Below are 26,629 nucleotides of genomic sequence, written 5' to 3'. Positions count from 1 at the left end.
GCCAAGGCGATCTCATTCGGATCTCCACAGAATTCGATAGGTAATCTGAAAATCAGAGGGCGCCATGCCGCGGGGGCAGGATGCCATTCAGATAGAAGTTTCCGATATGGTGATATTTCCAGCGCACCGGATCATGCAGGGAATGCGTGCGGGCATTACGCCAAAAGCGGTCGAGCCCATAGCCTTCGAGCGTCGAGCGCGCACCACCGAACTCGATAAGCTTGGTGGCGGCAAGCTGTGCCACTTCCGTCCCGAGCGCCTTAACCTCCGCGACAGCAACGGATGCCTGCGCTACGCTCGCCGCCGTCGGTTCTGCGATGGCGCGGTCGATGATCCGCCCCGCCCTTTTGAGCAGCGCGTCGGCCGCATGCACTCTGATCGCGACGTCGCCGACGCCATGTATGGTGTGCGGATCCTCATAACCGTGCTCGATCGTCAGTTCAAAAAATGGCCGTGCATGGGCACGAACGTAGGAAATCGTCTCCGCGAGCGCCCCGCGCGCGATGCCGACTTGCACAGCAGCATGGATTATCTGCGCAAAAGGACCCATCGGCGTCGGCTGTTCGAAGCTTCCATCATGGTCAACGATCTGAAACGGCGCCACCTCGACGTCGTCGAAGGTGACGGTCCCGCTCCCTGTCGAACGCTGCCCGAAGGACGACCAGTCGTCGACGAAGCCGAGCCCCGGAGCAGCCCGGTCCATGAAGACCAAATGGACGCGGCCATTCGGTCCCTTCGCCACAGCGACGACGATATGGGCGAACAGTGAGCCGGTCGCGTAAAACTTCTGGCCGTTCAGATAGAGTTTTCCGTCGCGCTCGGCGAAATGCGTCTTAAAGTCGACCGGCGTCTTCGTGCCGATCTCTGTGAAGGCGTTGCCAAGACGGTCACCCTGCAGCACGCCCCGGAAATAGTGCTGCTTCTGCTCCTCGCTGCCGGTCAGTCGCAGCGCCTCTACCATGTAGAAATGATTTTGCGGGATCTGCCCGATTGAAGAGTCCGCAGCCGAGATGATGGCGGTGACCTCGGCCAGCGTCACCGCAGAGACGCCGGCGCCGCCATATTCCTTCGGGATGGTGATTGCCCAGAGACCGCTTTGCGAGAAGCGGTCGATCTCCGCAAGCGGAAGGCGTCGTTCGCGGTCGCGCTGAGCGGCACCGACCGCGAATTCAAGCGCAAGGTCCGTCGCGATCTGGATGGCCTCCGCATCATCGCGGATGACATGGGCCAGGCCCCCGCGCGCGGCTATGCGCGGCGCGGGACGGCCGGCGGTGAGCGCTGCATCCCGGTGCAGCTTGCGATCATTTGTGCTCATCTTGGGGTCAGTTCCAGGCGTGGCGCGGCGGGTGGACGCGGTTCAGATAATAATTGCCGACATGGTAGAACTTCCAGCGCACTGGATCATGCAGCGTATGGACGCGGGCATTGCGCCAGTGGCGGTCAAGTCCGTGCTCGGCGAGGGTCGAGCGGGTTCCTGCAAGTTCGAACAGCTTGTTCGTTGACAGGATCGCAATCTCCGTCGTCAGAACCTTGGACTCGCCTGTCTTGATCGTTGCTTCCGAGACCGTCTCCAGCGTCGGATTGGCGCGCGCCACATCGATGGCGTGCCCGGCGATCTCTAGCAGCGCTTCGGCCGCATGCAGCTTGATCTTCAGGTCGCCGATCTGGGCAATGGTGAAGAGGTCTTCGCCGGCGGTCGCCTTGCCGCTGTCGATCCAAGGCCGGCTATACTTGCTGACGAACTCGATCGTATCGTCGATCGTGCCCCGGGCGATGCCGACATCGATCGCCGACTGGATGATCTGCGAGACAGGGCCGCCGACTGTCGGATGGTCGAAAGAGGTGACCTTCAGCGCCCGAGCCTTAGGCACGCGCACGTTTTCGATCTTAACCGAACCCGACGCGGTGGTGCGCTGACCGAAGCTCGACCAGTTGTTGGTGACGGTGAGACCGGGGGCGTCGCGGTCGGCAAAGACGAGATAGCCCTGGCCAGTCTCGTCGACGCCGACGATCGGCACGATATGGGCAAGGAGCGCGCCAGTCGTGTAGAATTTCTCTCCGTTGACGACCACGTCGTCGCCATCATGAACGACCTTGGTCTCGAAATCGGCGACGGTCTTGCTCTTCAGTTCGGAGAAGGCGTTGCCGTAACGGATCCCTTCGAGCGCCCAGCCGAAGAACAGTTTCTTCTGCCCTTCCGTGCCGTCGAGATCGACGGTCGCGACGATCGCCAGATGGTTCTGAGTGATCTGCGCGATGGCCGGATCGGCCGCAGCGATGATGGCGATCACCTTTGCGAGCGTGGCATAGGAGACTTCCGGACCGCCATAAGCTTTCGGCACGTTGATGCTCCAGAGACCGCTTTGCGAATACGCGTCGAGCTCGGCGATCGGAAGCAGTCCCTCCCGGTCACGCAGCGCCGCCCCGACCTTGAAGCTCGCGGCCAGCTTCTCGGCTATCTGGATAGCCTCCTCTTCGCTCCTGATCACATGCGCCGGCTTGACCGGGCGCGGACGGGGCGACAATGGGTCTGTTGAATTGACGCGCGGATGGACGCTGTGATCAATCTTGGTCTCGGTGATGCTTCCCATAAGGAAAAACCTCGTCGGTTAAGGACCTCAGCTGGCATTGGCCAGCGTAATTGCCTGGTTGCGTTTGAAGGATTCGATGTCGCGGTAACGGTCGGCCGGATGGGCCTTGGGCAAATGGGGTCCCTCGCCGAACAGCTTCTCCCGCAGCGTTCCGGGGCGATAGCCGGTCGGATAGACCCCGCGCTTCTGTAGTTCCGGCACCAGATAGCCGACGATATCCTCAAAGGTCTCGGGAGTTACGGCATAGGCGAGGTTGAAGCCGTCAACGTCGGTCTCCTCAACCCAGGCCTGCAGCTCGTCGGCTATGGTGGAGGGCGATCCCACGACCACCGGTCCCATACCGCCGATACCGCCCCATTCGGCGAGCTCCCTGATCGTCCAGCGCTTATTCGGATCGCCTTCCGAAAGGCTCTCGATCGCCGAGTGGATGGCGTTGGTCTCGACCTTGCGCACGAGGTCGTCCGGTGCGTAGCGCGAAAAGTCGACGCCTGTCCAGCCGGACATGAAAACCAGCGAGCCATCATAGGAAACGTAATCGAGATAGTCGCGGAATTTGGCGCGCGCCTTCTCGTCGGTTTCGTCCACGATGACGGTCATCAGATTGTAGATGCGGAACTTCGACGCATCGCGCCCGACGGTCGCCGCCCGCAGCCGGACATCACGCACATAGTTCTTCAGAATGGTCCTGGTCTGTGCCGCAACGAAGACGCATTCTGCATGCTCCGCCGCGAATTGCTTGCCCGGCCCGGAAGCACCGGCCTGATAGAGCACCGGGGTACGCTGCGGCGACGGCTCGGTCAGGGCGTAGCCCGGCACTTCGAAGAAGCGGCCCTTATGGCCGATCTCGTGCACCTTCGACGGATCGGTAAAGATGCGTTTCTCGCGGTCGCGCAGTACGGCACCTTCTTCCCAGGAACCCTCAAGGAGCTTGTAGATGACCTCGAGATATTCGCTCGCCACTTCGTAGCGGTTATCATGCGCACGCAATCCGCCTTGTCCAATGTTCTTGGCACCGCTCTCCAGATAGGAGGTCACGATATTCCAGCCGACGCGCCCCTTTGTCAGGTGGTCGGCGGTGGCCAGACGCCGTGCGAAGGGATAGGGGTGCTCAAACGAGATCGAGGCGGTGATGCCGATGCCGAGATGTTCGGTGGCTAGCGCAATCGGGACCGCGAGTTGGATCGGATCATTAACCGGAATCTGCGCCGCCTGTTGGATGGCGTGGTAGTTGTTGCCCTTGTAGACGTCGTAGTAGCCGATCACGTCAGCGATGAAGATGCCATCGAAGACCCCCTTTTCGAGCGTCCTCGCAAGACCTTGCCAGTAGTCCAGATCCTTGTATTTCCAGGATCTGTCCCGGGGATGCGCCCAAAGCCCGGGCGACTGGTGACCCACGCAGTTCATGTCGAAGGCGTTGAAATGTATCTGCTTGGTCATTCCTCGATCCCATCCGAATTTCAGGCTTGGCCCCGAAGCATCCAGACACTGCACATATTTAACAGTTATTATATGTTTTTTATAGACTATTTCGTGGAATTTTTTTCTCGGAGTTTGATGGGCAGTGAATGGCTCTCGTCTCGGTTATCGCGCTGATCGGCCTTATTTGACAGCATCCGCTCGTGCGTCGCCACTTCGGCTCTAGCCGCTCGAAGCGTCGCGCCGAAAAGAAATTCTATGTTTTTTGTGTACTTTAAATTCCTGTTGGTTAACGGCAGGAGTTATCTGGCGAATGATCCCCCAAAGGCCGACGCGGGTGCCACACGGAATACCGCTCCGTGGTCATTCCTGCGGCCCGCACCATCGCAACCGAGGATCAATTCATGTCCGACCCCATCATCGACCAAGCATATCGCCGCCGCACGGTCTTGAAGACCATGCTGGCATCAGGAGCGCTTCCTCTTCTCTCATCGGGCGTCTTGTCCTCCGCCCTGGCCGCAGGCAATCGGTTCGCCGGACACACCCTCAATCTCCTGATCATTCAGCCGCATGTCGTCACAGGCAAGAAGATCTCCGAGGATTTCGAGAAGCTTACGGGTGCGAGGGTCAACGTAACCGCCGTTCCCTACGACCAGGTCAGCGTCAAGGCGACCCTCGACTTTCAATCTGGAGCCGGTGAATTCGACGTCATCGACTATTTCTATACCTACAAGGGCCAGTTGGCCGAGGACGGCGTGATCGAGGACGTCACTGACTTGATCGAGAAAGACAAGGCGGAAATCCAACCCGACGACTTCATCCAGACGATCTATGACCAGTACACGCTGCATGAAGGCCGTCGCTATGGCCTGCCTTATGACGGCGACAGCCACCTTCTGTTCTACAACAAGGAACTCTTCGATCGTTATGGCCTCAAGCCAGCAACGACCTGGGACGAATACAATGAAAACGCCAAGATCATCACCGACGCGGAATCCAAGAACGGTATCTACGGTGCTGCAGTCCTGGGCGCGAAGATCCCGGTGATCATCCTGTCGACCTATGCCAACCGCCTCACCGGCTTTGGCGGCAACTTCCTGAAAGCAGACGGCACCTCGGCCCTCGACAGCGCCGAAGCCGTGGAGGCGCTGAAGTCGCTCCTCGCATCCGCACCGCATGCATTGCCGACGCCGCTCGAGACGCGCTTCGAGGAAGGTCTACCCGCCTTCCTCAGCGGTAAGGCCGCCCAGATCGACTTTTGGACTGACCTCGGCGGCTACGCCCAGGATCCCAAGGGCTCGAAGATCGTCGACAAGTGGGGCGTCACCCGCATTCCAGTCGGTGGCGCCAACAAGACACCGCGTCTTGCCTTCAACGCCGGTTTCGGCTTCGCAATCACCAGCGGGTCGAAGAACAAGGACGTCGCCTGGGAACTGATCAAGCTCGCGACCAGCAAGGGCTACCACGAACAACTGCTCACGCTGACCGGCTCCGGTATCGATCCCGACCGTCACTCCGGCCTTAACTCCGAAAAGTTCAAGGCCTTCCAGCCGCTCGTCCAGCCGCTGCTGGCAGACGGTGCACTTGAAAACAGCCTCGCCTGGCCCACGGCCGTTTATGCCCCGAAGCTGGAAAACGCGCTGACCGATGAACTCTCCCTCGCCCTTGCCGGGACCAAAAGTGCCGAACAGGCGATCGCCGATGCCCATAAGTCCTGGACGAACATCATCGAAGCCAATGGCTGATCATTGAGCCCCGGCCCACCTGCGGACGTCGTACACCAGTCCCAAAGGCGTGGCTCGCGGCCGAGGGGGCACGCCTTTCCAGAGAAGAACGACGAAGACCACAGGCACGATGACATGACTGCGATCGATTTCCCCCCCGCTCGAAGACGCGCCGCCTCAACGACGGCAGATCACGGTATTTCGGCACACCGGGTCATCGGTTGGCTGTGGATCTCTCCGATCTTGCTCGGGCTCGCCTCGACCCTGGTCTATCCCACACTCTCTTGGTGGCCCTTGCGCTCAGCAAAAGCACGCTCGGGAAACCCTTCCGCAGCTTTGTCGGATTGCGACATGTGCGGGACGTCCTCCAGGATCCGCTGTTTGTGACCTCTCTGACCAAGAGCATCGCCTATGCTTTCATCACGGCGAGTACCCAGCTGGCTATCGGCTTTTTGATCGCCTTGCTCTTCAGCCAGCTCCTGAAGGCCGGACGGTTCCTGGTAAGCCTGATCCTGCTGCCGCTCATGACGCCGCCGGTGATGGTGGGAGTCGCATGGAAGTTGATCCTCGCGCCGGCCGGAGGGCTCCTGAACGGGGTGCTCCTGAACCTTGGCATTGTCGACGCGCCCGTAAGCTTCCTGGGCGATCCTGTCTTTGCCTGGTTCGCGATCGCGGTTGCCGATGTCTGGCAATGGACGCCCTTCGTCGTCATCCTTAGCTTCGCCGCCCTTTCGACCATTCCCGAAGGCGTCCACGAGGCATCGATCATTGATGGAGCATCACCTCTGCAACGCTTCTGGCACATCACGCTTCCGCTCGTGGCGGCGCCGCTCTCCTCAATCTATCTCCTGAAGCTCATTCTCTCCTTCAAGGTCTTCGACCTCGTCTATGTCCTGACGTTCGGCGGTCCGGGCTTTGCCACTACGACGACCGGCTTCTCCATCTATCGCCGCGCATTGGAACAGTTCGATGTCGCCCGCGCCGCCGCCGAGACCCTGATCTATAGTCTGGTAATTGGCGCAGTGCTCTGGCCCGTCATCCGCATTCACCAGCATCTCGAGAGGAAAGACGCATGAAGATCAACCGCTCCGACATTCTGCTCGTTGCCGCGACCGCGCCGATCTTCATCTTCTTCACTCTGCCGATCGCGTATCTCATCTCGGTTTCTTTCAAGACCAAAGACGACGTGCTGAGCGGGCACTTCCTGCCGACAAGCCCGACGCTCGACAATTGGCCGGCCGCCTTCGAGGCTGCCTGTCTTTCAGGATTCATAGCCAACTCCGTTGCCGTATCGCTGCTCGCCGGCGCCCTGACGTTGCTGCTCACCCTCCCCGCCGCCTACGCCGTGCTGCGACTCGGCATCGGTGGCAAGTGGCTCGGTGATCTCACTCTGTCGAGCTACATGGCGCCACCGATCGTGGCTCTGATTCCCCTGTTCTATCTTCTCAAGGCAACCGGGCTCCTCAACACGCATGCCGGACTTGTGATGCTCTACGGCTTTGCCAATATTCCCGTCGCCTTCTGGCTTCTCACGCCTTTTCTCCGGCGCATGCCGCTGGAGATTGAACAGGCGGCAGCAGTCGACGGAGCCGGCCCCTTCCGGATCCTTGTCCATATCGTCGTGCCGATCATTGTGCCAGGCATCGTGGCGACGCTGATCATTGTCTCGGTCCTCGCCTATAACGAGTTCCTCTTTGCCTCCGCCTTCACCTTTTCCGACGAGACGCGCACGCTTCCCGTCGGCATCTCGCTCTTCCAGGGGGATCGGCTGGTCAATTTCGGACAGATGGCGGCTGCTTCTCTCGCGGGCATCGCACCAGTCTATCTGGTGGCACTCTTCCTGCAGCGTTATCTCGTTGCAGGTCTTGCCCATGGCGGCCTCAAATGACGACTGGACACGGTGCAAGCACGAGAATTCCGAGGAGTGGGCGGGATTGTTCCTCCGAGCCGTCACCCTCGCTAGAGAAGCTCGGGCGCATCCATACCCGCCTCAGTCTTATGACAAAGGGAGTGAACTGCTTCGTCGCCAGATCCGAGGCGAGCATCTCGCATGCGTACCGGCGTGTTCTTTTCGCATACCTAAACCGCTTCCCGTGACAGTGATCCGCCCCCCGCGCAAGATCTCTTATTTAGCTTCGAACGAGTTCAGCAATATTGACCTCAAGCCCAACTTGATAGCCGCAAGATAGTTTCATAAGTCGGGGAGACCTGCCCATTTCTCGATTCGATAAGGCAGAAGTTAATATACCCGCCCCCCGCCGGAGGGGGTTTAAGGCGAGCTCCGCCTGCGTTCTGAGCTTCTGACCTGCTGGTGCGATGGGAAGATATTTCTCGTTCATCGACCCTCTACTCGAATTCCGGTTAGTCCTGCACTTCCCGATGCGAATTACAGATTCCTAATGCCATCCAATGATTCCGAGCTCAACAGCTTTCAATGCAGCAGCCATTCTGCTGCTGCAGTTTAGCTTTCGCATGGCATTCCTAAGATGAAAATTTACCGTGTGCTCCGATATGCTCAATGTCTTCCCGATCGCCCACGATGATTTACCTTTCGCAGTCCATGCGAGGCATGCTTTTTCGCGGTTTGAGATGGCTGGATATTCCGTGTTCATGGCCGAGTTTTGCATCGTGCGGTTCCTAGGTGGAGTCTTGAGCCGGCGAGAGGTTCGGAAGGGACAATGCGCTTGTCACCGTGATCGATCCCAAAGCGAGACTCAAGAACCGTGCCAAATCGTCAACTGTGGCGCCAAATGCGCTAGAACCTCAGTGGCGGGGCCGGTAAGTGTCAATAAAAATCGGTTTCGATGGCGAGATGAGCAATCTCTGAACCGACTCACGACAGCGACTGTCGGTTGAACCGGCCGCCTGACCAAAGTACCCCCTTAAAAAGGAGAGCCTTTCGTGTCGAAGGGCCGGATGTCGCAGCGAAAGCGCTGGCGATCTCGCAACAGCCGGCGGCCGTCATCATTCATATCACCGCCGCCAAGCCTGACGGGGCAGCCGCCGGCAACTGTTTAGGCAAGCCGAGGTTGGCATGGAGCGTCTCTTCTCCGCCTTCGGTGCGGATACACGCCCCGCTCCTGCAAAAGCGGCACGACCTTTCCGACGAATTCGTCAAAGCCGCCAGGAGGTAAATGCGGCGCGAAGACGAATCCATGCGCGCCATCGGCTGCTCCGGCTTTTGATAATGCAGATCATATTGGCTTATTCGTCAACGCCTCCGACATATGTTTGGCAGAGGCCGCATTTGGTTCACTTTGCCACGAACCTTGAGGTCTCTCACGCCGTGACGGCGCAAGAGACTTTTGCGGATCGTCAACTCCACGCATGCAGCGGGGGATTTTCGCCATTCAGGAAATATCTTCCAAGAATGGCGTATTTCCAGCGCACGGGGTCATGGAGCGTATGGGTGCGCGCATTGCGCCAATGGCGATCGAGGTTGTGCTCGGCGAGTGTTGAGCGAGTGCCTGCGAGTTCGAACAGCTTGTTGGTCGCAGCAATCGCGATTTCGGTCGATAGGATCTTGGCCTCGGCCGTGACGATCTGCGCTTCGGCGACCGTCTCCGCATTGGGGTTCAGTACGGCGCGGTCGATTGCATAGCCGGCTTTTTCCAAAAGCGCTTGCGCGGCATGCAGGCGCAGCGTCAGGTCGCCGACGGCCTGGATTGTATAGGGATCCTCCCAGGCATGATCCTGGCCGCTATCCACCCATGCCCGGCTCTTGGTGCGCACGAAGGCGACCGTCTCGTCAATGGCGGCCTGTGCGATACCGGTGTCGACGGCAACCTGGATGATCTGGAAGATCGCACCATCTGCGCTCGGCACTTCATAGCCCTTGTATCCAGGCACGAGATGGGTCTTCGGCACCTTGACGTTGTCGAGCAGCACGGTGCCGGACAGCGTCGTGCGCTGCCCGAACGAGGACCAGTCATCGATGACGGTGAGCCCCCGCGCATCCCGCTCGGCAATCGCATACCAGGCCCGCCCTTCGTCATCGAGCGCGACGATCGGCACAAGATGCGCGAGCAGAGCGCCGGAGGAATAGAACTTGCGCCCGTTGACGACAACGTGGTCGCCGGCATCGCTGAAGCGCGTTTCGAAATCGACCGCCCGTTTGGAACCGAATTCCGAAAAAGCGTTGCCGAAACGGGTGCCTTTCAGCACCTCGGCAAACAGGAGTTTCTGCTGGGCGACATCCGATACAGTCCGGATGGCAGCGACGACCCCCAGATGGTTCTGGGCGATCTGACCGATCGATGAATCCGCCGCCGATATGATTTCGATGACCTTTGCAAGCGTGGCGTACGAAACCTCCGGGCCGCCGAAGGCCTTTGGCACATTGATCGACCATAGGCCGCTTTGCGAAAAGGCATCCAACTCGGCGACGGGCCAAATGCGTTCGCGATCGCGCTTGGCGGAGTCCTTCACGAATTCGGCCGCAAGCCGGCGGGCAACAGCGATTGCCTCGGCATCGTCCTTGATGACATGGGCGGGCTCAGCCGGACGAGGAACCGCCGGCACAGCCTTGACGGCATTTTCGGTATTGACCTGTGAGAGCGTCATGATGGATTCTCCTGGTTGACGATGGCGGCCGATCAGGCCTGTGGGAGGCTTGTTGTGGCGGGTATGGATGCCGGTGTGGATTTCTGACCGAGATAAAATGCCTTGACGTCGTCGCGTCCGCGCAACTCGGCCGCATCTCCCGAAAGCACTGCAGCGCCGTTTTCGAGGACTGTCGCGCGGTCGGCATAACGCAGGGCGATCGCCGAATTCTGTTCGGCAACGAGAATGGAAAGACCGCCTTCAACATTCAGCCGCCGCAACGTCCGGAAAATGTCCTGCACGACGATCGGCGCCAGCCCCATGGACGGTTCGTCGAGCACCAAAAGCTTTGGACGCGACATCAGCGCACGGCCGATCGCCGCCATTTGCTGTTCACCGCCCGAGGTAAGACCGGCCAGCGCGCGGCGCTTCTCCTTTAGTCGGGGAAAAATCGTGTATATTCTCTCCAGATCGGCGGCGATCTCGGAGCGCGAGCCGCTCCGTCCAAGGCCGCCGGAAACGAGATTTTCCTCGATGGTCAAATTGCGGAAGCAATGCCGGCCCTCAAGGACCTGCACGAGGCCGGCGCGCACCAATTCGGCCGGCGTTGCAGTGGTGACGTCGCGGCCCTCGTACAGGACGCCGCCGGCGGTAATCTCGCCGCGCTCGGCTGGAAGCAGGTTCGAAATCGCCTTGAGCGTCGTCGTCTTGCCGGCGCCATTGGCACCCAGCAGCGCCAGAATCTCGCCGCGGCGCAGTGTGAAGCTGACACCGTGAAGCGCCGTGATTGCTCCATTGTAGGTCGCTTTGATCCCGTCCACGCTCAGCAGAACGTCTTTTCCAGCCATGGTCCACCCAATCTCAGTGTGGTTTCGTATGCGAGCCGGGCACCGGCAGACAGCAGCAGGACCGCGCTGCCGATGCCCAGCCACCGGGCTCAGTTCGTCACGGCCTGTGCGTCTTCGGACGTGCGCAACTTGATGCCCTTTTCCTTGGCGTAGGCTTCCGAGGATTTCTCGATGATCGGCCGGAGCAGTGCCCAGTCCGGCGCAATCCAATCGGAGACGACGTTCCACTTCTTGCCGTCCCACTGCTGGAAGGTCACGTAGCCGTTGCCCTCGTGATTGTCCCAGGTGACGTTTATGGAATGGAACAGGCCCTTGGCGCCGAGCGCCTCGACGCGAGCCGGATCAAGCTGCAGGTGCTCGAAGCCCCAGCGGACCTCGTCGCCCGTCAGAGTCCGATGTCCGAACTTTTCCTGGGCAATACGGATCGCCTCGACGTTCAGGATACCGTTGACGATACCGAGATTATGATAGACGGAGCCGATGCGCTTCTTGTCTTCCAGATTGCCCTTGCCGTTGTCATAGAGCGTCTTCACGATCTCCTGGACGATCGGATATTCCGTGCCGGAGGCTTGGGTCGTGATGGCGGTATATCCCTTCGCGGCGTCGCCGGCCGGGATCACGTCCTCTTCCGAGTTCGACCAGACATTGCCGATGATATGGTCGGCAGGAAAGCCGGTCTTGGCCGCGGTTTTCAGGGCGACCGGGTTCATGACACCCCAGCCGCGCAGGACGACGTAATCCGGCTTGGCGCGGCGGATCGTCAGCCATTGCGCCTGTTGCTCATTGCCGGGATGCGGCACCTCGATCTGCTGCAGTTCGAAGCCATATTTCTGCGACAAGAGTTCATAGATCGGGATCGTTTCCTTGCCGTAGGGCGAGCCGTGATACAGCACGACGATCTTCTTGCCCTTCAGCTTGTCGAGACCGCCGAGCTTCGAGGCGATGTAGTTCACGATGCCCGAGGTCTCGCTATAGGGATTGAGCAGCAGCGGAAAGACATAGGGGAAAACGCGGCCATCAGTGGAATCCGTGCGACCATGGTTGATGGTGATCAACGGCACCTTGTCCTGCGTGATGCGGTCGATCATGGCATAGGCGATACCGACGGAAAGCGGGTTCCAGGCGGCAATATTCGGATTGCTCTTGAGACGCTCGTAGGCCTCGACGCCGCGTTCAACCTCGTATTGCGTTTCCGCTTCCGACCAGGTGAGCTTGACGCCGTTGACGCCGCCATTCCGCGTGTTGATGAGGTTCAGATAATCGATAAAACCACCGAAGAAACCTGTGCCGCCGGCCGCATAGGGCCCGACGCGATAGCTCTGCAGCGGGAAATATTGTTCATCGGCATGGGCGGCCGGTATCGCGGCCGAGACGGCTAGTCCAGCCGCAATGACAGCGGCCTTCAATTTCGCAAGCATGGTCATGTTTGGATACACTCCGGGTATTGTCCGGTGTGATGGCCGGAACTGGGTTGAATGAGCGATGGGTTTGATGTTTGCGGAGCTTGTGCCCCGGCTTGGTCAGGCCGGCCTGTCGATGGCAGAGCCCAACCGCCTTCGGATCTTGCCCCAAAGCGAGGAAAGCCCGTCCGGTTCCAGGATCAGAAACAGAATGATCAAGGCGCCGAGCACGATGCGCTGGCTCATGTCGAGCACGCCGGAATCGAAAACATCACCGAGCAGGAACGAGCCCAATCGAGATAGCACGAGCGGGAAGACGACGATCAGGGCGGCGCCGAGAAAGGCGCCCCGCGTCGAGGCAAGCCCGCCGATGATGATGATGAAAAGGATTTGGAACGATCGGTCGAGATTGAAGCCGGCCGGCTCGACGGTCCTCAGGTAAGCAAAGGCCCAAAGCGCTCCCGCAACCGCGATGATGAAAGAGGAGATCGCAAAGGCCAGCAACTTGGTTCTCAGTACGGGCACGCCGATGATGCGCGCCGCGATCTCATTGTCCCGAACGGCGATGAAGTTGCGCCCGGTTTGAGAGGTCGTCAGCCGATGCGCCAGGAAGGTCAGCACCACCACGATCGTAAGTGAAAAGAGATAGCGACCTGCCGGGCCCGTAAACTCGACGCCCGCAAGCGTCAGAGGCGGCGCATCAATGACCCCGGAGGCAGAGTCGTTTGAAAACCAGCTAAACTTGGTGAGAGCCCACTGCACGAAGAACTGCGCGGCGAGCGTCGACACCGCAAGATAAAAGCCCTTCAATCTGAGGCTCGGCAGGCCGAAGACGATGCCGATCACCGCCGCCATAAGGCCGGCCAGCAGGATGCTGACGATCAACGGCAGGCCATCGACGCGCAGATTGAAATTGTAAGCAGCAAAGGCACCGACGGCCATGAAGGCGGCGCTTCCGAGCGAGACCTGGCCTGCATAGCCGGTAAGCAGATTCAGCCCGACGCCGGCAAGGCTGAGCGCCAGGAACGGCAAAAGGATCGCCTCGAACAAATAGGTCGAACCGACAAAGGGAACCACGAGATAGGCGCCGGCAAGGATGGCAATCGGCGTCATCCAGCGGCTGAAAAGCCGTGTGGGATGATGATCGGTGGTAACGACGGCCATATCAGACCCTTTCCACGAGCTTTTGCCCAAACAGGCCGGAGGGGCGGATGAGCAGGAAGGCGAGTGCTGCGACATAGGCAATCCAACCTTCGATGCCGCCGCCGAAATATTCGCCGATATAGACTTCCGCGAGCTTCTCTGTCGCGCCGATTAGCAGGCCGCCGACGATCGCACCCAGAATGGAATCAAAGCCGCCAAGCACGAGAACGGGCAGCGCTTTCAGCACCACCAGCGACAGGGAGAACTGCACGCCGAGCCGCGCGCCCCATAGCAGGCCAGCCACCAGCGCCACGACACCGGCAGCCGCCCAGACCGTTGCCCAAATCCAGGGCAGTTTCAGTCCGACTGCAAGCGCAGCGAACTGATCGTCCGCTACAGCCCGGCATGCCAGCCCAATTCGGGTGTAGCGGAAGAAGGCGGACAGCGCCGCCACCATCGCAGCAGCGACTGCCGCCGCAAAAAGATCGAACTGGCTGATGAACACGCCGCCAATGTCGAATGGAACATCCTCGATCCCGAGCTCCAGACCGTGGACCTGCGTGCCCCAGATGAGTTGAGCCGCCCCCTCGATGATATAGGAGAGCCCGAGCGTCGCCATGAAAAGCGTAATCGGCGGCTTGTTGGTCAATGGTCGCAGCACGGTACGCTCGATGGCAATGCCGATCAGCACCATGACAGCGAATGTAATGACGAGCGCCAAGGCAAAGGGAACGCCACGCTCAAGAAGGCTGACAAAGGTCAGCGCGGCAAACAGCAACATTGCCCCTTGAGCGAAATTAAGCACGCCCGACGTCTTGTAGATCAGCACGAAACCGATTGCGACGAGCGAATACATAACGCCCGACAGCAGGCCGCCAACCAGCACTTCGATCAGAAACGGCCAGTCGAAATCTGCCATCAGATGCCCTCCCCATCCTCGTTTTCCGCAACGACGCCGAGATAGGCGTCGATGACGCGCTCGTCGGCACGAATTTCGTCCGGGCTGCCGTCGGCGATCTTGCGGCCGTAATCGAGGACCGCGATCCGGTCGGAAAGCTGCATGACCACGCCGATATCGTGTTCGATGAGGATCACCGTCGTGTCATACAGATCTCGGGCAGACCGGATGACGTCGGCCATGTCGTTCTTTTCGCTCGCCGTCATCCCCGCCATAGGCTCGTCTAGAAGCAGGATCTTCGGTTCCGCCACCAGGGCGCGGGCGAGCTCGACGCGTTTTTGCAGTCCGTAGGGCAGCGTGCCTACGAGACGATGGCTGACCTGGCCCAGATGCAGGAACTCGAGAATACGGGCCGCCCGCTCGCGTGCATCCGCCTCTTCGCGGCGCGCGCGGCCAAGCCCGAGGATCTGTTCGGCAAAGGTCGAGCACACGGTATAGGCTCGACCGGCGATGACGTTATCAGTGACACTCAAGCCCTTGAACAAGGCGAGGTTCTGGAACGTGCGCGCAACGCCAAGCGATGCCAATCGCTCCGTCGGCACATGACGATAGGTGTTGGAGCCGATACGAACATGGCCATGGTTCGAGCGATAGACACCGCTGATGACGTTGATCAGCGAACTCTTGCCTGCGCCATTTGGACCGATAATCGCCCGGATCTCCCCCGGCTCAACAGAAAGGTCTACATTGACCAAGGCAGCGACGCCACCGAATGACAGGCTGATGCCATGCAAAGAGAGAGCATGGGTCTCTTCGTCATGCTGCGGGATGCCGCCGGTCTTGCCCGGTGGCAACGCGCGGGCAATCTGGTCGCCGGAGTCCCGCAGCGTACCGGGATCCAGCACGTCAAGGGAATAGGTCGCGGCAGGCATTCAGTGTCCTCCATTCGGCTCGGGCGCGGCTTGAACATGGCACGCCAATCCCGTCGGCGTGGACCAATCGGCCCACGCACCCATCATGTTTCACTTTACGAGGTATTTTGCTGCAGCGAGGCCTATTCGGCCGCCACTGGCTGCGTGCTGGCGGCCTCTTCGAGCTCACGAACCAGCGGAATCACATGCTTGCCGAAATACTCGACCTCCTCCTGGAAATGCAGGAAGCCCAGCAGAATCAGATCCGCACCCGCCTGCTTCAGCGCCACAACCCGCTCGGCAACCTGCCGTGGCGTGCCGATGAGGTTCGAGCGGAAGCCATCATTATATTGAACGAGGTCTTCGAAAGAAGATTTCGCCCAGTTTCCTTCGCCTTCCGGCGACGCCTTGCCGGCGTTCTTAACTTCATGCCCGAAAGCATTGACCGCCTCGGGATTGGCCTTCTCGATGATCTCGGCAAGCACTGCCTTGGCTTCTTCCTCGGTTTCGCGCACGATTGCGAAGGCGTTCACCCCGATCCGCACTGAATGGCCATTCTCCTTGGCCTTCGATTGGATGTCGTCAACCTGCTTGCGGATCTCGGCCGGCGTATTGCCGTTGGTGAAGTACCAGTCCGACACACGCGCCGCCATGTCGCGAGCTGCGCGTGAGGAGCCGCCCTGGAAGATTTCCGGCTGCGGATCGATCGGCTTCGGCTTCAGCGAATAATTGTTGAAGCGATAGAAATCGCCGCGGAAGGTGAAATTATCCTCGGTCCAGATACCGCGAAGCGCACGGATGAACTCCTCCGAGCGGCGATAGCGCTCGTCATGATCAAGCCAGTGCTCGCCAATGGCGGCAAATTCACCGCGGAACCAGCCGCTGACAATATTGACTGCGACGCGCCCGTTGGTCAGGTGATTGATGGTGGCAATCTGCTTGGCGGCAACGGCCGGATTCCAAGGACCAGGCAGGATCGCTGCGATCACCTTCAATGTCGTCGTCGATTCAAGAAGGGCCTGACTGAACGAAACGGACTCATGCTGAAATTCCGCTCCATAGCCTGCCGTGAAACGGATCTGGCTTAGGGCATAGTCGAAACCGCTCGCTTCGGCGATCTGCGCAAGCTTTCTGTTGTATTCGATCGTCCAGCTTGTGCGCTGTTCGATATTCGAAATCACCAGTCCTCCCGAGACATTCGGCACCCAATAGGCAAATTTGACCGGATCGTTTGAGGCATTGGAAAAAGTCATGTAAGGCTCCCTCTGGAATTTCGTTCTATGGCTAAGCTGCCAATCCGCTGTGTTTTGCCGAGGCCGCGATCGCTCCGATGTCGAGCGCCGGCGTGATTTCAGAAACCTCTTCGACGGCTCGATCCACGCGCTCGAGGACGGCAGGATTCCTGAGCTCGTGATCGGTAAAGTCGGCCTCAAGCGCATAGATCGAGGTCGGGACGGTCAGCGCATTGAAGAAGCCGAAGAGCGGCCGCAATTGGTGCTCAAGCATCAGGCCATGCAACGGCGTGCCGCCGGTTGCGGCGAGGACGACGCGCTTGCCCGTCAGCGCTCGATGATCGACAAGGTCAAACAGATGCTTCAGCGCGCCGCTGTAGGACGCCCGATAAACGGGTGATCCGGCGATGATGATATCGGCTCCTTCCACCGCGGCAATGACCGCCCTGCCCTCGGTATCGAGCTGATCAGCTCTGAGCGCCCGAAAGAGCACCGGTGCTGCATCGACAAGCTCGATGCACTGCACGTGGCCACCAACGCGCTGCCGCAGGCGATCGGCGGCGACCTTCACCAAGGACGCCGTGCGGGACGGTCTTTTGACATTGCCACTCAGCGCGAGGATGTTCATGATGACCACGAGTCCCGATTGATTAGATAATTTACCCTATATATTTAGTAGCTTTTAGAAAGGCGAAGATGTTCTAATCTTCCGAGCAAAATGGATTGAATTACTGTTTTGAGCGATGGCTTATCGGAAGAATTTTCTCAAACGCAATCTGTCGTGCATGGCACGATGGGTGCTGAAGAACTGACGCCGAAGTGCGGGGACTGATCGACATACGAGCTCTGAGGGCAGTCATTTTCTTAAGCGCCTTACAAACTTTATATTGGCCGTTGATCGCCCGGCGTCCAACCCAGTGCACGCGTTGGGGAGGCCGATGGGGATTATGGCTGGTCGCCCCAGTGAGCGAAATCGCAACCAGCCTGTCCGTCTGCACCTTTGAATCGCGAAATCAGGTTGGGAAAGAAAAACGAATTCTTCGGCCGCTTATGATTCTAAGTTAGACATGACCTCTGGTTGTGACTGCCGCAGACATACGACAGCCTTGCGTGCGAGCAGTGATGCCGGAATTAGATCAGTGTTGGCCATTCTCAGTTCCTCGGCTTTCAGACCCGCAGCTTGCATCGAGATCCGGGCGTTCGTTAATACCGTCTTCGCCCATTTGTTGTCGCCCCTCCCAAAACTTCCTCTTCATCGTGGCACTGATCGGGGGCGGATTGCGACACGACATGTCCGCAACCCTACACCCCCCCGATGAAACATCCGCAATCTCGGACGGTTGCGGGGGCGACCTGATTGGCACGAGTAGTGCTCAGAAGAAGCCGGGGGGCTAAACCCAAGAGCGCGACGGAGGTACCATCGGCGGCATTATTCGCTGAAAACGGATGGCGATTAAACCGCCCAGTTTGCGCACCGCAAGCGTCTACGCGTTACTGTCGTGCGAGAAGGCCATGCAGTTAGAGGGATGCGCAGGTTCTAGATGAGCGTCTACGCAAAGCGTAGGCGGTGCATACATCCGAAATCGAGGGCATCGAGTTCATCTGTTTCCGACCCCTTGAACCACAAGCGGCGCATGAGGCCGCCACAAATCACGAGGAATTTCACATGACAGAAATCAACGAAACAACGCTCAATGAACTCGTGAGCCGCGTCCTTGACGACCTTGGCGGAGCGCTCAGCGTGCCGCTGGTACGGATTGGAGATGCTCTCGGGCTATACAGGACGCTGAAGGCAGTCGGGCCGGTGAAGGCCGACGAACTTGCCGATGCCTCGGGATGCGCACCTCGTTATGTGCGGGAGTGGCTGGCGGCACAGGCAGCCTCAGGTTATGTGCATCATGAGCGAGGATTGTTCTCGCTGACGCCGGAGCAGGCCTTCGTGTTTGCCGAGCCGGACAGCGCGGTCAATCTCGTTGGCGCGTTCGATATCGCTGCTGCGATGGTCGAAAACCAGCCGAAGGTGCAGTCCGCCTTCAAAACCGGCCGAGGCGTTGCCTGGGGAGATCAGGCTGGCTGCATGTTCTGCGCCGTCGCGCGACTATTCCGCCCAGGTTATATTAATTCCCTTGTGCAGGACTGGCTGCCGGCACTCCACGGTGTAATCGATAGATTGGAAACGGGCGCGAAGGTGGCGGACGTCGGATGTGGGCACGGGCTATCCACGATCCTTCTGGCGCAGGCGTTTCCCAATTCCCGCTTTGTGGGCTACGACTTCCATGCAGGCTCGATTGCCGCTGCGATCGCGCACGCCCAGGCACACGGGTTGACGAACCTGCACTTCGAGGTTGGCCGGGCGCAGGATTTCGACGGCGGAGATTTCGATTTGATCACCTGCTTCGACTGTTTGCACGACATGGGCGACCCGAAAGCCGCTGCGGCTCATATCCGAAAGGCGTTAAAAAAAGGCGGGGTCTGGATGGTGGTCGAACCAACGGCCGGAGATACCCTGGAGGAGAATATCAATCCGGTTGGACGGCTCTACTACTCAGCCTCGACGATGATCTGCGTTCCGACCTCGCTTGCCCAGGAGACAGGGCTCGCGCTCGGTGCGCAAGCTGGAGAGCGGCGATTGGCCGAGGTGATCCGCTCAGGCGGCTTCACTCATATCCGGCGTGCAGCCCAGACGCCCCTCAACATGGTGCTCGAAGCAACCTGACGAGAATGAGTGACGCATCGGTCCGGCCAGATGGGGCAGGCGCTCTGCGCGTGACGTCGGAAAGCGGGTAGCCGCCCTTGAAATTTGGTCGCGTCTGCTGGGTACAGGAGAAATCGCGCGCTTGCGATAAACTTAGGCCGGGTTCGAGTGCGATCCGGAACGCTGTCCTGCGGCTGTTTGGCGACGCCTTGTACCGGCGGACCTATGAGCAGCTCACACGCCCCTTCTGAAAGGCGGCCGAACAACCAAAGTCCCTAGCCCTTGGGTGCCCTCACCCGCAGATCGATCTCTCAACCTGGGATTTGATGGTGCGCCAGTTTGGTGGAGCAAAGCCTGCCGCTATTAGCCAGTGTCTACGCGCGAGTCAGGCGGTCACCTGTCGACATCGATTTTCGAGACGAGTTCTGTCGTCAGTCATTGGTCTTGCCCCCTTAATACATCACGATGTTGAGTGTGACGTCGACAGGCGAAGCCGCCTTGAGCTGGGTGCTCCCGCGCGCAACCAGCAGGCCATCCGCACGCTCCAAGCGCGCGACGATCTGCAGCGTTCTCGAAGCAGCCGAGCTTGCGGGCAGGGACAAGGAAAAGGCTATCGCCTTTGACCCGCCGTCGCTTCTGATGCGCGTTTCCGTGGCGCGACGTCGCGCATTATTTTGAATGGCACGGTCCTCGAGATAAATCTCAAGACGACCCTTCGGTATCACCGCGCCGCCCTCGAACGTGACCGTGCCGCGAATATCCGACGATTGAGCAGCGACTGGTCCGGCGACCGCCGCAACAGCCGCAGCCCCAACGGCCTGTAATACTGTGCGGCGGTCGGTCCGGTGCTTCATCGCACACTCTCCATGATTGCCTCGCAAGGCCCTGCGGTAGCGAGATTGCCGCTCAGCTAAGGGCTCGAAAAGATAAACCACTGCAAATGTAGTATCGGAAGGGGCGCCTGCAAGCGCCCCTCCTGGTATCGAGTTAGATGACAATGAAGTCGGCTGCCGAAAGCCTCAGATTTGGGGTCAGCTGCGCAACCTGAATGGCCGCAAGCTCTCCGCCTCCGTCGACGTCATATGACAACGCGCCGCTATCGGTGTTGTAGATGATGCGGTCGCCTGCGTTATGAGCGATGCCCTCCGCGCTCCCGTGGAACGCGCCCAAGGCGAGAGCGCCGTCTCCACCGCCGCTCTCAAAGACGAGACTGTCCAGCAGGATCATGTCGTTGATCACCCTGAAGTCCTTGATCCGCTCGACATTACCGTTCCCAAGCTCAGGCGAGAAGCGGAATGTATCCTGACCCTCGCCGCCGGTCAGCGTGTCCTCGCCAGCTCCGCCACAGAGGATGTTGCCATCGTTGCCAGGCAATTCGTCGGCGTAGATGATGTGTTCGACGTTGGCGATTTGCGGAATTTTCAGGTTCTTGGACAGGAGGATGACGGTGTCGTTCCCGCCGTTGGCCTTCTCGTGAATGACGTCGTCCGGGGAATCGACGAAATAGATATCGTCGCCGCCGTTGCCAGCCATGCGGTCGGCGCCGCCGCGGCCGTCGAGGACGTTGGCGCCGTCGTTGCCGATCAGGACATCGTCATGGCTGCTGCCGATGCCGTTCTCGACGTAATAGTCGGTCGCATCCGCGTTGTGTCCAGCGAAGATCGAAACATTGTTGCTGCAACCGTTGACGCTGGAGAAATGTCCGGCGCGCAAGTCGAGGATCGTACCCGCCGTCGAGCCGGAGAAATCGATCGTGTCGGTCCCGCCGGTATCATGGATCGCGAAGCCGATGTCATGCTGCTTGCCAGAGGAGGTCAGCTGGTAGCTACGCTGTGGGCTCCCGAAGCCGTAGATATTGTTCTCTGTGTTGAGGTCGATGTGCTGGTAGGTGCGCACTCCATTCGCGTCAACGGTTGAAAAAAGGCGGCGAATGAAGGCCTCGATGTCGGCCATAAGCGGCGTCGACGCAAACCAGAGGCTGGTTTCGCCGACAGCGTTGCTATCGAAATAGGACATGACGCTGTATTGCCACCGATCATATATCCAGGTCGCATCGTTCCGATAGGTGATCGGCTCGCGCCGTCGGGACCGCTGTAATTGTAGTCTCCAGGATGATTCAGACCGAATTGATGGCCGAATTCATGCATGAAGGCTTGGAAGACATAGCCGCCGACATCGGTCTTGTGGGCTTCCTTGTCGTCGAAACCCTGGCCGATGCTGACATGGTGACCGTTCGAATAGGCCATGCCATCGTCCTCCTCGCCAAGTTCGGGGCTGACAACCTCAATCTGGTCCGTGGTGCCGTCGAACGGCGCGTCGTCGATGATTTCGAATTTCAGGGGTGTGACAGACGCCCACATCTCTAAGGCGCCGATCGCGGCGGCCTTGTATTCCGGGTGGTTGTTGAGTTCGTAGAGATTGATCCTCACCGTTCCCGCAGCGATCTCGGGCGTCAGCCAACTGGGCAATGACCCAAGATGGTCGATAAAGGACTCATAATCCTCGCTCTTGCCATATGGGTTGTCGGGCGTCTGGTCGTTAATCCACCAGTCGTCGCTCGTCTGGCTTGGTTTTCCGGTCTGGCTTGGATGCGGCATCTTGGGATTCCTCTCTCTTCGATTGTGCGCAGTTACGGCTGTACCGTTCTGCAGGGGTCAAGACTTCCGGTACCAGTTTGGAGGACGCACAGTAGAGAAGGATTGACCTCACCATAAACCGCCCGATCGCTTAGGTTTTCTGTACCGTTGCTACTCAGAGGCCAATAACCGATGTTCATGATCCATTCGTCCTTAGCGCAGGATTTTGAACTGCTCCTGTCCTAACCCCAATTACATATGAGCCACAGCCTGCACGTGAGGCGCTGCGAACCCCCATACGCCGACGAAGCATTCCCCCGGAACGCATCGTTCTTAAAAACCGCTGCCCCGCCCGAGGCGCCCACCTCATTCGCCGATACCTACTCGCCGCTCCAGCCACGCGCTGCTCAATCCTCCCGAAACGCATGCTGCATCTGGTCGGTGAGCGGCTTTGTCAGGTAGGAGATGACGGTACGGTCGGCGATCTTGATGAAGACCTCGGCGGGCATGCCGGGGTAGAGCGAAAGGCCCTTGAGCTTGGCGAGGCTTTCCGGATCGGGGTGGATGCGCAGCGGATAATAGGTGGCCCCGGTGCGCTCATCGGTTACGAGGTCGGGAGCGACCGTCACGACCTCCGCCTCGACGTCGGGCGTGGTGCGCTGGTTAAAGGCGCTGAAGCGGATCTCGACCAACTGCCCGACGTGGATCTGGTCGATGTCACGGGTGGCCACCCGGGCTTCGACGGTCAGATCATCTGCCTCCGGTACGACGAGCATCAGCGTCTCGCCTGCCATGACGACGCCGTTGATGGTGTGGACTGCGAGCTGGTAGAGCCGCATGTGGAATCTCGTATCCACCGAGGATGGGATTCTCGCTTTTGTTCGCGGCGCATCAAAAGGGCAAGGAGCGCAATATTGGACCCAATCCCAGATAGGTCAGTTCTTTTCCTCGGGTGCTAAGCAAATTGCGGTTGTTCAGGCACCCCAGACCATCAGGACCAAAGGTTACGGTGCTGTGTCGCTCACCGCGTCGGAAATCTATCGCGTGGACTCCGATAACTTCGGCAGTCCGTATGAATGCTCGGTGATTTGCCGGCAGCAGAAGGCCGCCGCCCTCTCCAAGTTCGGACTGACTTTTGTGACGGATCGCACGTGGAGCGGGGACGAAAACCTCTGGTGCCGGGAATTTGAGTCTGGACCTTTGGACGATCCCGAGAACTTTTCTATCCCGGAAGAGGCGTTTGATTGGACCCGTAACATTGCCGCGCAGCAGCCGGTAGAGATCAAACTGGGGTTTATCGACGGAAATCTCGTGTCAATTGATGACCATGACGTTGCACTGATCGACACAATCCCGCTCCTAAATAAAACAGTTGGTAAATTCGGACACGGCCGCTTTGTCGGGCTCGAACACATTTCAACCGGTGAAAAGGTTCTCGAGGTCCGCGAGGCGCCCGCGGCGGCCATCATCATGGACGCGCTGCGGCACCTCGAAACCACGGCTCTGAATCCGGGTTAACAGTCATGCTCGGATGATTTCGGCCATGTATTGTGGGTTTCTGCCTGCTTTGTTTCGTCTGAGTTTGATACTGCGCTTGTCGTTATGGCTTCGAACCATGTTGATGGCGAAGTGTCGGACGACGGCCATGTTGGCTGGTCCATGCCCGGTTCGAGATCGGGCGGCATCCTCGTTGAAGGTGACGTCGAGTACCCAATGGAGGGAGTTCTCGATGGCCCAATGGCCACGTATGGCCTCGGCGAACTGGAGCGCGGTCATCGACCGTGAGGAGATATAGAAGCGGACCTGGCTGCTTTGCCTGGACTTTTCATAGACTTGTGCTTGCACCTTGACGATGGTGGCGATGGACGGGAAGCGGTATTCGCCGGGAAAGCGCCTGTCGCCGGAGAGCCAGTCGATTTGAGTGGAGACGGTGACCCGCCGCTCTTCGACCCGGCCATGGCCCTTGTCGACTTCGGTCACGGTTGAGGTGAGGTTTGCCGGAGCGTCGGCAAAGAAGCGCTCGATCTCACCCATCAGGCCGGGCTGATTGGCCTTGGCCGCCAGGAGGTAATCAGCGCCTGCATCGAGCACCGCCTAGGCGGTTTTGGCATTGCAGGCAATGGCGTCGATGGTCACGAGCGCGCCTTTCAGGCGATCTTTTTCGGCCAACCGTTCCAGCAGCAAGGGGATGGTGTCCTGCTCACAGCTTGTCGTTGCCACTGCCTCTTGTCCAAGAACCAGCCGTTCACGGGTGGCGAAAGCCGAGACGAGATGCAGCGCCGCCCGGCCGTTGGCCCGGTCATGACTGCCGCGCGAGGTCTTTCCGTCAATCGCCACCAGCGCCGGAGCATCGGGTCGAAGCGTCGCCGCCCAGGATATGAAGCAGTTCGAAAACAGGTCCGGATCGATCCGGTTGAGCAGAATGCGCAGCCAGCGCGAACCCGGTATGCCATGGTGATAGGGAAGAAACCGACGTAAAAACGCCAGGTTATCCTCTCCCCATTCGACGATCTCGTCAAAATCGTCGCATGCGCCGATCGTCCCGCAAACGACCAGAAGAAGCACCTCGGGTAACGGATGGGCGACCCGCCATTGCTCCCGCTCATCCTCAACGAGACTAAAATGGTCCAGCAAAACCCGCAGCCGCGGGCGATCGTCTTCAAACATGTCGGCCTCCAAATCACCGACACTCTTGAATCACACCCAAACCGTTCAGGGAAGAAACGTTAACCCGAGTTCAGAGCCGTGCCTCGAAACCGCTTCCCTTGACGTCGGATCAATCGTGTTGAAGCAAGGGCTGGAGCAAGCCTGGTCCCAGGAGGCGGTTTCAGGTGCATGGGGCAGTACTATTCACAGGATGTGCGATCGGGCCATAGCATCCGCACTCGAGGGCGTCAGCGGAAGCGTCAGCTACATAGTCGACAACACGCGCTTTCTACCTCGGTCCATCATAGCCAGCACGCCTAAATACATTACGGACCGCCACCTGTGGGAACACCAACCCGTCAGGGGTTCCGTGGAGCTGCAGCAAGGCTGCGGCGGAATAGAGCCTGGTCCGAAGGACGTGCCTGTGAAATCACGTGGCACCGATGGGAAAACAAATGAAGAACGATTTACGCCGTGCTATGCCTATTCACGGCACCTCGTTTCATAGGTGATGCAGGGATAGACAAGCAGGATGCTGTGATGCTGAAAACCGATACCCGCCAAGCGAATTGGCGCCGTGCCAATCCAGGCAAATACGATGCTCACCTTGCTGTGCAGCGAGCGGTGAAGGCAGGCGAGCTAGAAAAGCAAATATGCGAGGTTTGCGGGATCGAAGCGGTCGATGCCCATCATGATCAATACGATGAGCCTTTAAGGGTGCGGTGGTTATGCCGACGGCATCACACCCGGCTTCACCACTACGGCGAAGATATGTTTCCGATCAGGGACTTGATCACTGGCAGCGACTGCAGAAACTGACACGCAGTCCAATAACTGTCCGTACGGGGCAAAATGACCTGGTCATAAATTATCTTGGCAGGCTTTCGAACAGAGGAGATATTTCGGACAGCCTATTCGGCCTAAATTGACCCATACCGCACCTTTGCCTAATCTTTCAATTTCGTTGCGGAGGTGTGGCGAACTGGAAAAAGCCTGTCCGACAAACGGACGTTTTGCGGGCCGTGCAAGAGGCTGCCGCGCACTTGAAGATTGGCAAGCCCGCGCTCTACAATGCACTGAAATCGGAAAGGAAATGAAATGGCGAACCGCGACCGACTGTTCTTGCTGCGCCCGGGCTTTGACGATTCTGCCTATCCAGGTCAGCAGTTTTATTGCTGGCACTGCGCCCTTCTGGAGGGGGTGCTGGCCTCGTTCCCGGATTTGGCGATGAAGCTTAATGTCGAGCGCATAGAATGGCCGAGACCCAGACAAAGCGTCATCGCCCTTGTTGGAGAGCAAAACCAGTCCTTGCCCTTGCTGGTACTAGCGGAGGGAGACAGCTCGCCTCATCAAACAGGGGTTTATGAGGGGCGCATCTTCATCGCAGAGAAAGACAAGATCCTTGCCGCGCTATCGGATCGGCACTGCTTTCCGCTCCCACATCCATAACCAGTGAAAAGCGGTTCTTCACTCGTTCTCAAAAGCCGGACAGAATCACCACTTCGGTGTCGTGACGCCTAAAGGGAGAGGACATGAACGGATGAGACTGGTACGCCTGACCTTGAATGCCGCAGTCTTGGTGCTCGGCCTTGGCGCAATCTTCTTTATGATCGGCGCCACACTTGAATTTCTGAGGATCGATGTGGGCATGGCCGACGTGTTCCGTAGCACCATCTATTCATCGATTTGCACGATCCTGTTGGCATTCGCCGCCGTCTGCCTGGACAAAGCCAACCAAGCATTGTTGCGGAAATAGATGCTCTGAGGCGTGGGTGGGGCCATGGCCCCTGCTCGCGATGAGGTCTCGGAAGATAGCCAATCGGTTAAAGAGGAACCTGCTGGCAAATCACTTAGACCTGAGCCCGAGGCTGGCATACGCAGCCCCCTCCATCCATACCAATGGTCTTGCAGCGACGGTAAATGACTTGCAAATCGCGCATAATTAGGTTGATCAGGGGTTGTAGGAAAGCACTACCGGTGTGGCGGATATCCAAGTTCAACTGTGCG

General features: G+C 59.0%; 21 protein-coding genes and 3 pseudogenes. 8 read left to right on the top strand and 16 right to left on the bottom strand.

From position 1 onward, the window contains the following. Positions 1-52: 52 nt before the first annotated feature. From RHSP_RS17350 to RHSP_RS17340, 3 genes are read right to left on the bottom strand one after another with little or no spacing between them, the layout of a single operon-like run. A complete protein-coding gene (locus tag RHSP_RS17350) occupies positions 53-1,315 on the bottom strand; it encodes an SfnB family sulfur acquisition oxidoreductase (protein WP_004119965.1) in 1,263 nt (420 codons plus the stop codon). A 7-nt stretch (positions 1,316-1,322) separates the two neighbouring features. Then, positions 1,323-2,591, bottom strand: a complete 1,269-nt coding sequence (locus RHSP_RS17345; protein WP_004119961.1) for an SfnB family sulfur acquisition oxidoreductase — start codon at positions 2,589-2,591, stop codon at positions 1,323-1,325. A gap of 27 nt (positions 2,592-2,618) precedes the next feature. Beyond that, positions 2,619-4,028 (bottom strand): LLM class flavin-dependent oxidoreductase, encoded by a 1,410-nt coding sequence (locus RHSP_RS17340; protein ID WP_004119959.1) that lies wholly within the window; start codon positions 4,026-4,028, stop codon positions 2,619-2,621. 383 nt (positions 4,029-4,411) lie between these two features. Here RHSP_RS17340 and RHSP_RS17335 point away from each other — a divergent pair, with 383 nt between their 5' ends. The 3 genes from RHSP_RS17335 to RHSP_RS17325 all read left to right on the top strand — a co-directional run bounded on the left by RHSP_RS17335 (position 4,412) and on the right by RHSP_RS17325 (position 7,619). After that, positions 4,412-5,752 carry an ABC transporter substrate-binding protein gene (locus RHSP_RS17335; RefSeq protein ID WP_004119956.1) on the top strand — a complete coding sequence of 447 codons (1,341 nt, stop codon included), beginning with the start codon at positions 4,412-4,414 and terminating at the stop codon, positions 5,750-5,752. 362 nt (positions 5,753-6,114) lie between these two features. Beyond that, positions 6,115-6,807 (top strand): carbohydrate ABC transporter permease, encoded by a 693-nt coding sequence (locus RHSP_RS17330; protein WP_004119953.1) that lies wholly within the window; start codon positions 6,115-6,117, stop codon positions 6,805-6,807. After that, positions 6,804-7,619 (top strand): carbohydrate ABC transporter permease, encoded by an 816-nt coding sequence (locus RHSP_RS17325; RefSeq protein ID WP_004119950.1) that lies wholly within the window; start codon positions 6,804-6,806, stop codon positions 7,617-7,619. The genes RHSP_RS17330 and RHSP_RS17325 overlap by 4 nt, the downstream gene beginning before the upstream one ends. A gap of 508 nt (positions 7,620-8,127) precedes the next feature. On the opposite strand, the gene RHSP_RS33755 is transcribed toward RHSP_RS17325, so the two are convergent. From RHSP_RS33755 to msuE, 9 genes are all read right to left on the bottom strand, one after another. Further along, positions 8,128-8,343 (bottom strand): response regulator transcription factor, encoded by a 216-nt coding sequence (locus RHSP_RS33755; RefSeq protein WP_240535459.1) that lies wholly within the window; start codon positions 8,341-8,343, stop codon positions 8,128-8,130. A 703-nt stretch (positions 8,344-9,046) separates the two neighbouring features. Continuing rightward, positions 9,047-10,294, bottom strand: a complete 1,248-nt coding sequence (locus RHSP_RS17320) for an SfnB family sulfur acquisition oxidoreductase (RefSeq protein ID WP_004119945.1) — start codon at positions 10,292-10,294, stop codon at positions 9,047-9,049. Between the two features lie 32 nt (positions 10,295-10,326). Further along, the gene (locus RHSP_RS17315) at positions 10,327-11,121 is read right to left on the bottom strand and encodes an ABC transporter ATP-binding protein (RefSeq protein WP_004119942.1); all 795 of its coding nucleotides are present in this window, start codon (positions 11,119-11,121) and stop codon (positions 10,327-10,329) included. A gap of 89 nt (positions 11,122-11,210) precedes the next feature. Beyond that, a complete protein-coding gene (locus RHSP_RS17310) occupies positions 11,211-12,545 on the bottom strand; it encodes an ABC transporter substrate-binding protein (protein ID WP_004119939.1) in 1,335 nt (444 codons plus the stop codon). A gap of 96 nt (positions 12,546-12,641) precedes the next feature. Then, complete coding sequence (locus RHSP_RS17305) at positions 12,642-13,685, bottom strand: branched-chain amino acid ABC transporter permease (RefSeq protein WP_004119936.1); 1,044 nt, start codon at positions 13,683-13,685, stop codon at positions 12,642-12,644. 1 nt (position 13,686) lies between these two features. Beyond that, complete coding sequence (locus tag RHSP_RS17300) at positions 13,687-14,583, bottom strand: branched-chain amino acid ABC transporter permease (RefSeq protein ID WP_004119933.1); 897 nt, start codon at positions 14,581-14,583, stop codon at positions 13,687-13,689. Then, entirely contained in the window at positions 14,583-15,494 is a 912-nt protein-coding gene (locus tag RHSP_RS17295; RefSeq protein WP_004119930.1) for an ABC transporter ATP-binding protein, read from the bottom strand. Before RHSP_RS17295 ends, RHSP_RS17300 begins: the two co-directional genes overlap by 1 nt. A gap of 122 nt (positions 15,495-15,616) precedes the next feature. After that, positions 15,617-16,726 (bottom strand): dimethylsulfone monooxygenase SfnG, encoded by a 1,110-nt coding sequence (gene sfnG, locus RHSP_RS17290; RefSeq protein WP_004119927.1) that lies wholly within the window; start codon positions 16,724-16,726, stop codon positions 15,617-15,619. Between the two features lie 31 nt (positions 16,727-16,757). Next, positions 16,758-17,333 carry an FMN reductase gene (msuE, locus tag RHSP_RS17285; protein ID WP_028755187.1) on the bottom strand — a complete coding sequence of 192 codons (576 nt, stop codon included), beginning with the start codon at positions 17,331-17,333 and terminating at the stop codon, positions 16,758-16,760. A 1,038-nt stretch (positions 17,334-18,371) separates the two neighbouring features. Between msuE and RHSP_RS17280 the strand changes: the two genes are divergently transcribed. Then, positions 18,372-19,421 (top strand): class I SAM-dependent methyltransferase, encoded by a 1,050-nt coding sequence (locus RHSP_RS17280; RefSeq protein ID WP_004119923.1) that lies wholly within the window; start codon positions 18,372-18,374, stop codon positions 19,419-19,421. Positions 19,422-19,852: 431 nt separating this feature from the next. On the opposite strand, the gene RHSP_RS17275 is transcribed toward RHSP_RS17280, so the two are convergent. The 3 genes and pseudogenes from RHSP_RS17275 to RHSP_RS17260 form a co-directional block, all read right to left on the bottom strand. Next, complete coding sequence (locus RHSP_RS17275; protein ID WP_004119921.1) at positions 19,853-20,254, bottom strand: twin-arginine translocation signal domain-containing protein; 402 nt, start codon at positions 20,252-20,254, stop codon at positions 19,853-19,855. 325 nt (positions 20,255-20,579) lie between these two features. Continuing rightward, positions 20,580-21,997: pseudogene (locus RHSP_RS35965) on the bottom strand (M10 family metallopeptidase C-terminal domain-containing protein); the annotation flags it as partial. 386 nt (positions 21,998-22,383) lie between these two features. Further along, a pseudogene (locus RHSP_RS17260) lies at positions 22,384-22,812 on the bottom strand (beta-barrel domain-containing protein); the annotation flags it as partial. 1 nt (position 22,813) lies between these two features. Between RHSP_RS17260 and RHSP_RS33095 the strand changes: the two are divergent. Beyond that, on the top strand, positions 22,814-23,494 hold the full coding sequence (locus RHSP_RS33095; protein WP_004119915.1) for an argininosuccinate synthase domain-containing protein: 681 nt from the start codon (positions 22,814-22,816) through the stop codon (positions 23,492-23,494). A 3-nt stretch (positions 23,495-23,497) separates the two neighbouring features. Here RHSP_RS33095 and RHSP_RS17250 read toward each other — a convergent pair. After that, positions 23,498-24,643, bottom strand: a pseudogene (locus RHSP_RS17250) (ISAs1 family transposase). Positions 24,644-25,162: 519 nt separating this feature from the next. Between RHSP_RS17250 and RHSP_RS17245 the strand changes: the two are divergent. From RHSP_RS17245 to RHSP_RS17235, 3 genes are all read left to right on the top strand, one after another. After that, on the top strand, positions 25,163-25,441 hold the full coding sequence (locus RHSP_RS17245) for a hypothetical protein (protein ID WP_004119911.1): 279 nt from the start codon (positions 25,163-25,165) through the stop codon (positions 25,439-25,441). 279 nt (positions 25,442-25,720) lie between these two features. Beyond that, on the top strand, positions 25,721-26,071 hold the full coding sequence (locus RHSP_RS17240) for a DUF3088 domain-containing protein (RefSeq protein ID WP_004119910.1): 351 nt from the start codon (positions 25,721-25,723) through the stop codon (positions 26,069-26,071). A gap of 91 nt (positions 26,072-26,162) precedes the next feature. Further along, on the top strand, positions 26,163-26,378 hold the full coding sequence (locus RHSP_RS17235) for a hypothetical protein (RefSeq protein WP_004119909.1): 216 nt from the start codon (positions 26,163-26,165) through the stop codon (positions 26,376-26,378). The last annotated feature ends 251 nt before the right edge of the window (positions 26,379-26,629 follow it).

The organism is Rhizobium freirei PRF 81 (genome assembly GCF_000359745.1).
Classification (GTDB): Bacteria; Pseudomonadota; Alphaproteobacteria; order Rhizobiales; family Rhizobiaceae; genus Rhizobium; species Rhizobium freirei.
This window is presented reverse-complemented; position numbering and strand designations above follow the sequence as displayed.

Bases quoted from the DNA above. Each gene is read 5' to 3' on its own strand.
- RHSP_RS17350 (WP_004119965.1), bottom strand. From the start codon at position 1,315: ATGAGCACAAATGATCGCAAGCTGCACCGGGATGCAGCGCTCACCGCC.
- RHSP_RS17345 (WP_004119961.1), bottom strand. From the start codon at position 2,591: ATGGGAAGCATCACCGAGACCAAGATTGATCACAGCGTCCATCCGCGC.
- RHSP_RS17340 (WP_004119959.1), bottom strand. From the start codon at position 4,028: ATGACCAAGCAGATACATTTCAACGCCTTCGACATGAACTGCGTGGGT.
- RHSP_RS17335 (WP_004119956.1), top strand. From the start codon at position 4,412: ATGTCCGACCCCATCATCGACCAAGCATATCGCCGCCGCACGGTCTTG.
- RHSP_RS17325 (WP_004119950.1), top strand. From the start codon at position 6,804: ATGAAGATCAACCGCTCCGACATTCTGCTCGTTGCCGCGACCGCGCCG.
- RHSP_RS33755 (WP_240535459.1), bottom strand. From the start codon at position 8,343: ATGAACACGGAATATCCAGCCATCTCAAACCGCGAAAAAGCATGCCTC.
- RHSP_RS17320 (WP_004119945.1), bottom strand. From the start codon at position 10,294: ATGACGCTCTCACAGGTCAATACCGAAAATGCCGTCAAGGCTGTGCCG.
- RHSP_RS17315 (WP_004119942.1), bottom strand. From the start codon at position 11,121: ATGGCTGGAAAAGACGTTCTGCTGAGCGTGGACGGGATCAAAGCGACC.
- RHSP_RS17310 (WP_004119939.1), bottom strand. From the start codon at position 12,545: ATGACCATGCTTGCGAAATTGAAGGCCGCTGTCATTGCGGCTGGACTA.
- RHSP_RS17305 (WP_004119936.1), bottom strand. From the start codon at position 13,685: ATGGCCGTCGTTACCACCGATCATCATCCCACACGGCTTTTCAGCCGC.
- RHSP_RS17300 (WP_004119933.1), bottom strand. From the start codon at position 14,583: ATGGCAGATTTCGACTGGCCGTTTCTGATCGAAGTGCTGGTTGGCGGC.
- RHSP_RS17295 (WP_004119930.1), bottom strand. From the start codon at position 15,494: ATGCCTGCCGCGACCTATTCCCTTGACGTGCTGGATCCCGGTACGCTG.
- sfnG (WP_004119927.1), bottom strand. From the start codon at position 16,726: ATGACTTTTTCCAATGCCTCAAACGATCCGGTCAAATTTGCCTATTGG.
- msuE (WP_028755187.1), bottom strand. From the start codon at position 17,333: ATGAACATCCTCGCGCTGAGTGGCAATGTCAAAAGACCGTCCCGCACG.
- RHSP_RS17280 (WP_004119923.1), top strand. From the start codon at position 18,372: ATGACAGAAATCAACGAAACAACGCTCAATGAACTCGTGAGCCGCGTC.
- RHSP_RS17275 (WP_004119921.1), bottom strand. From the start codon at position 20,254: ATGAAGCACCGGACCGACCGCCGCACAGTATTACAGGCCGTTGGGGCT.
- RHSP_RS33095 (WP_004119915.1), top strand. From the start codon at position 22,814: ATGTGGAATCTCGTATCCACCGAGGATGGGATTCTCGCTTTTGTTCGC.
- RHSP_RS17245 (WP_004119911.1), top strand. From the start codon at position 25,163: ATGCTGAAAACCGATACCCGCCAAGCGAATTGGCGCCGTGCCAATCCA.
- RHSP_RS17240 (WP_004119910.1), top strand. From the start codon at position 25,721: ATGGCGAACCGCGACCGACTGTTCTTGCTGCGCCCGGGCTTTGACGAT.
- RHSP_RS17235 (WP_004119909.1), top strand. From the start codon at position 26,163: ATGAGACTGGTACGCCTGACCTTGAATGCCGCAGTCTTGGTGCTCGGC.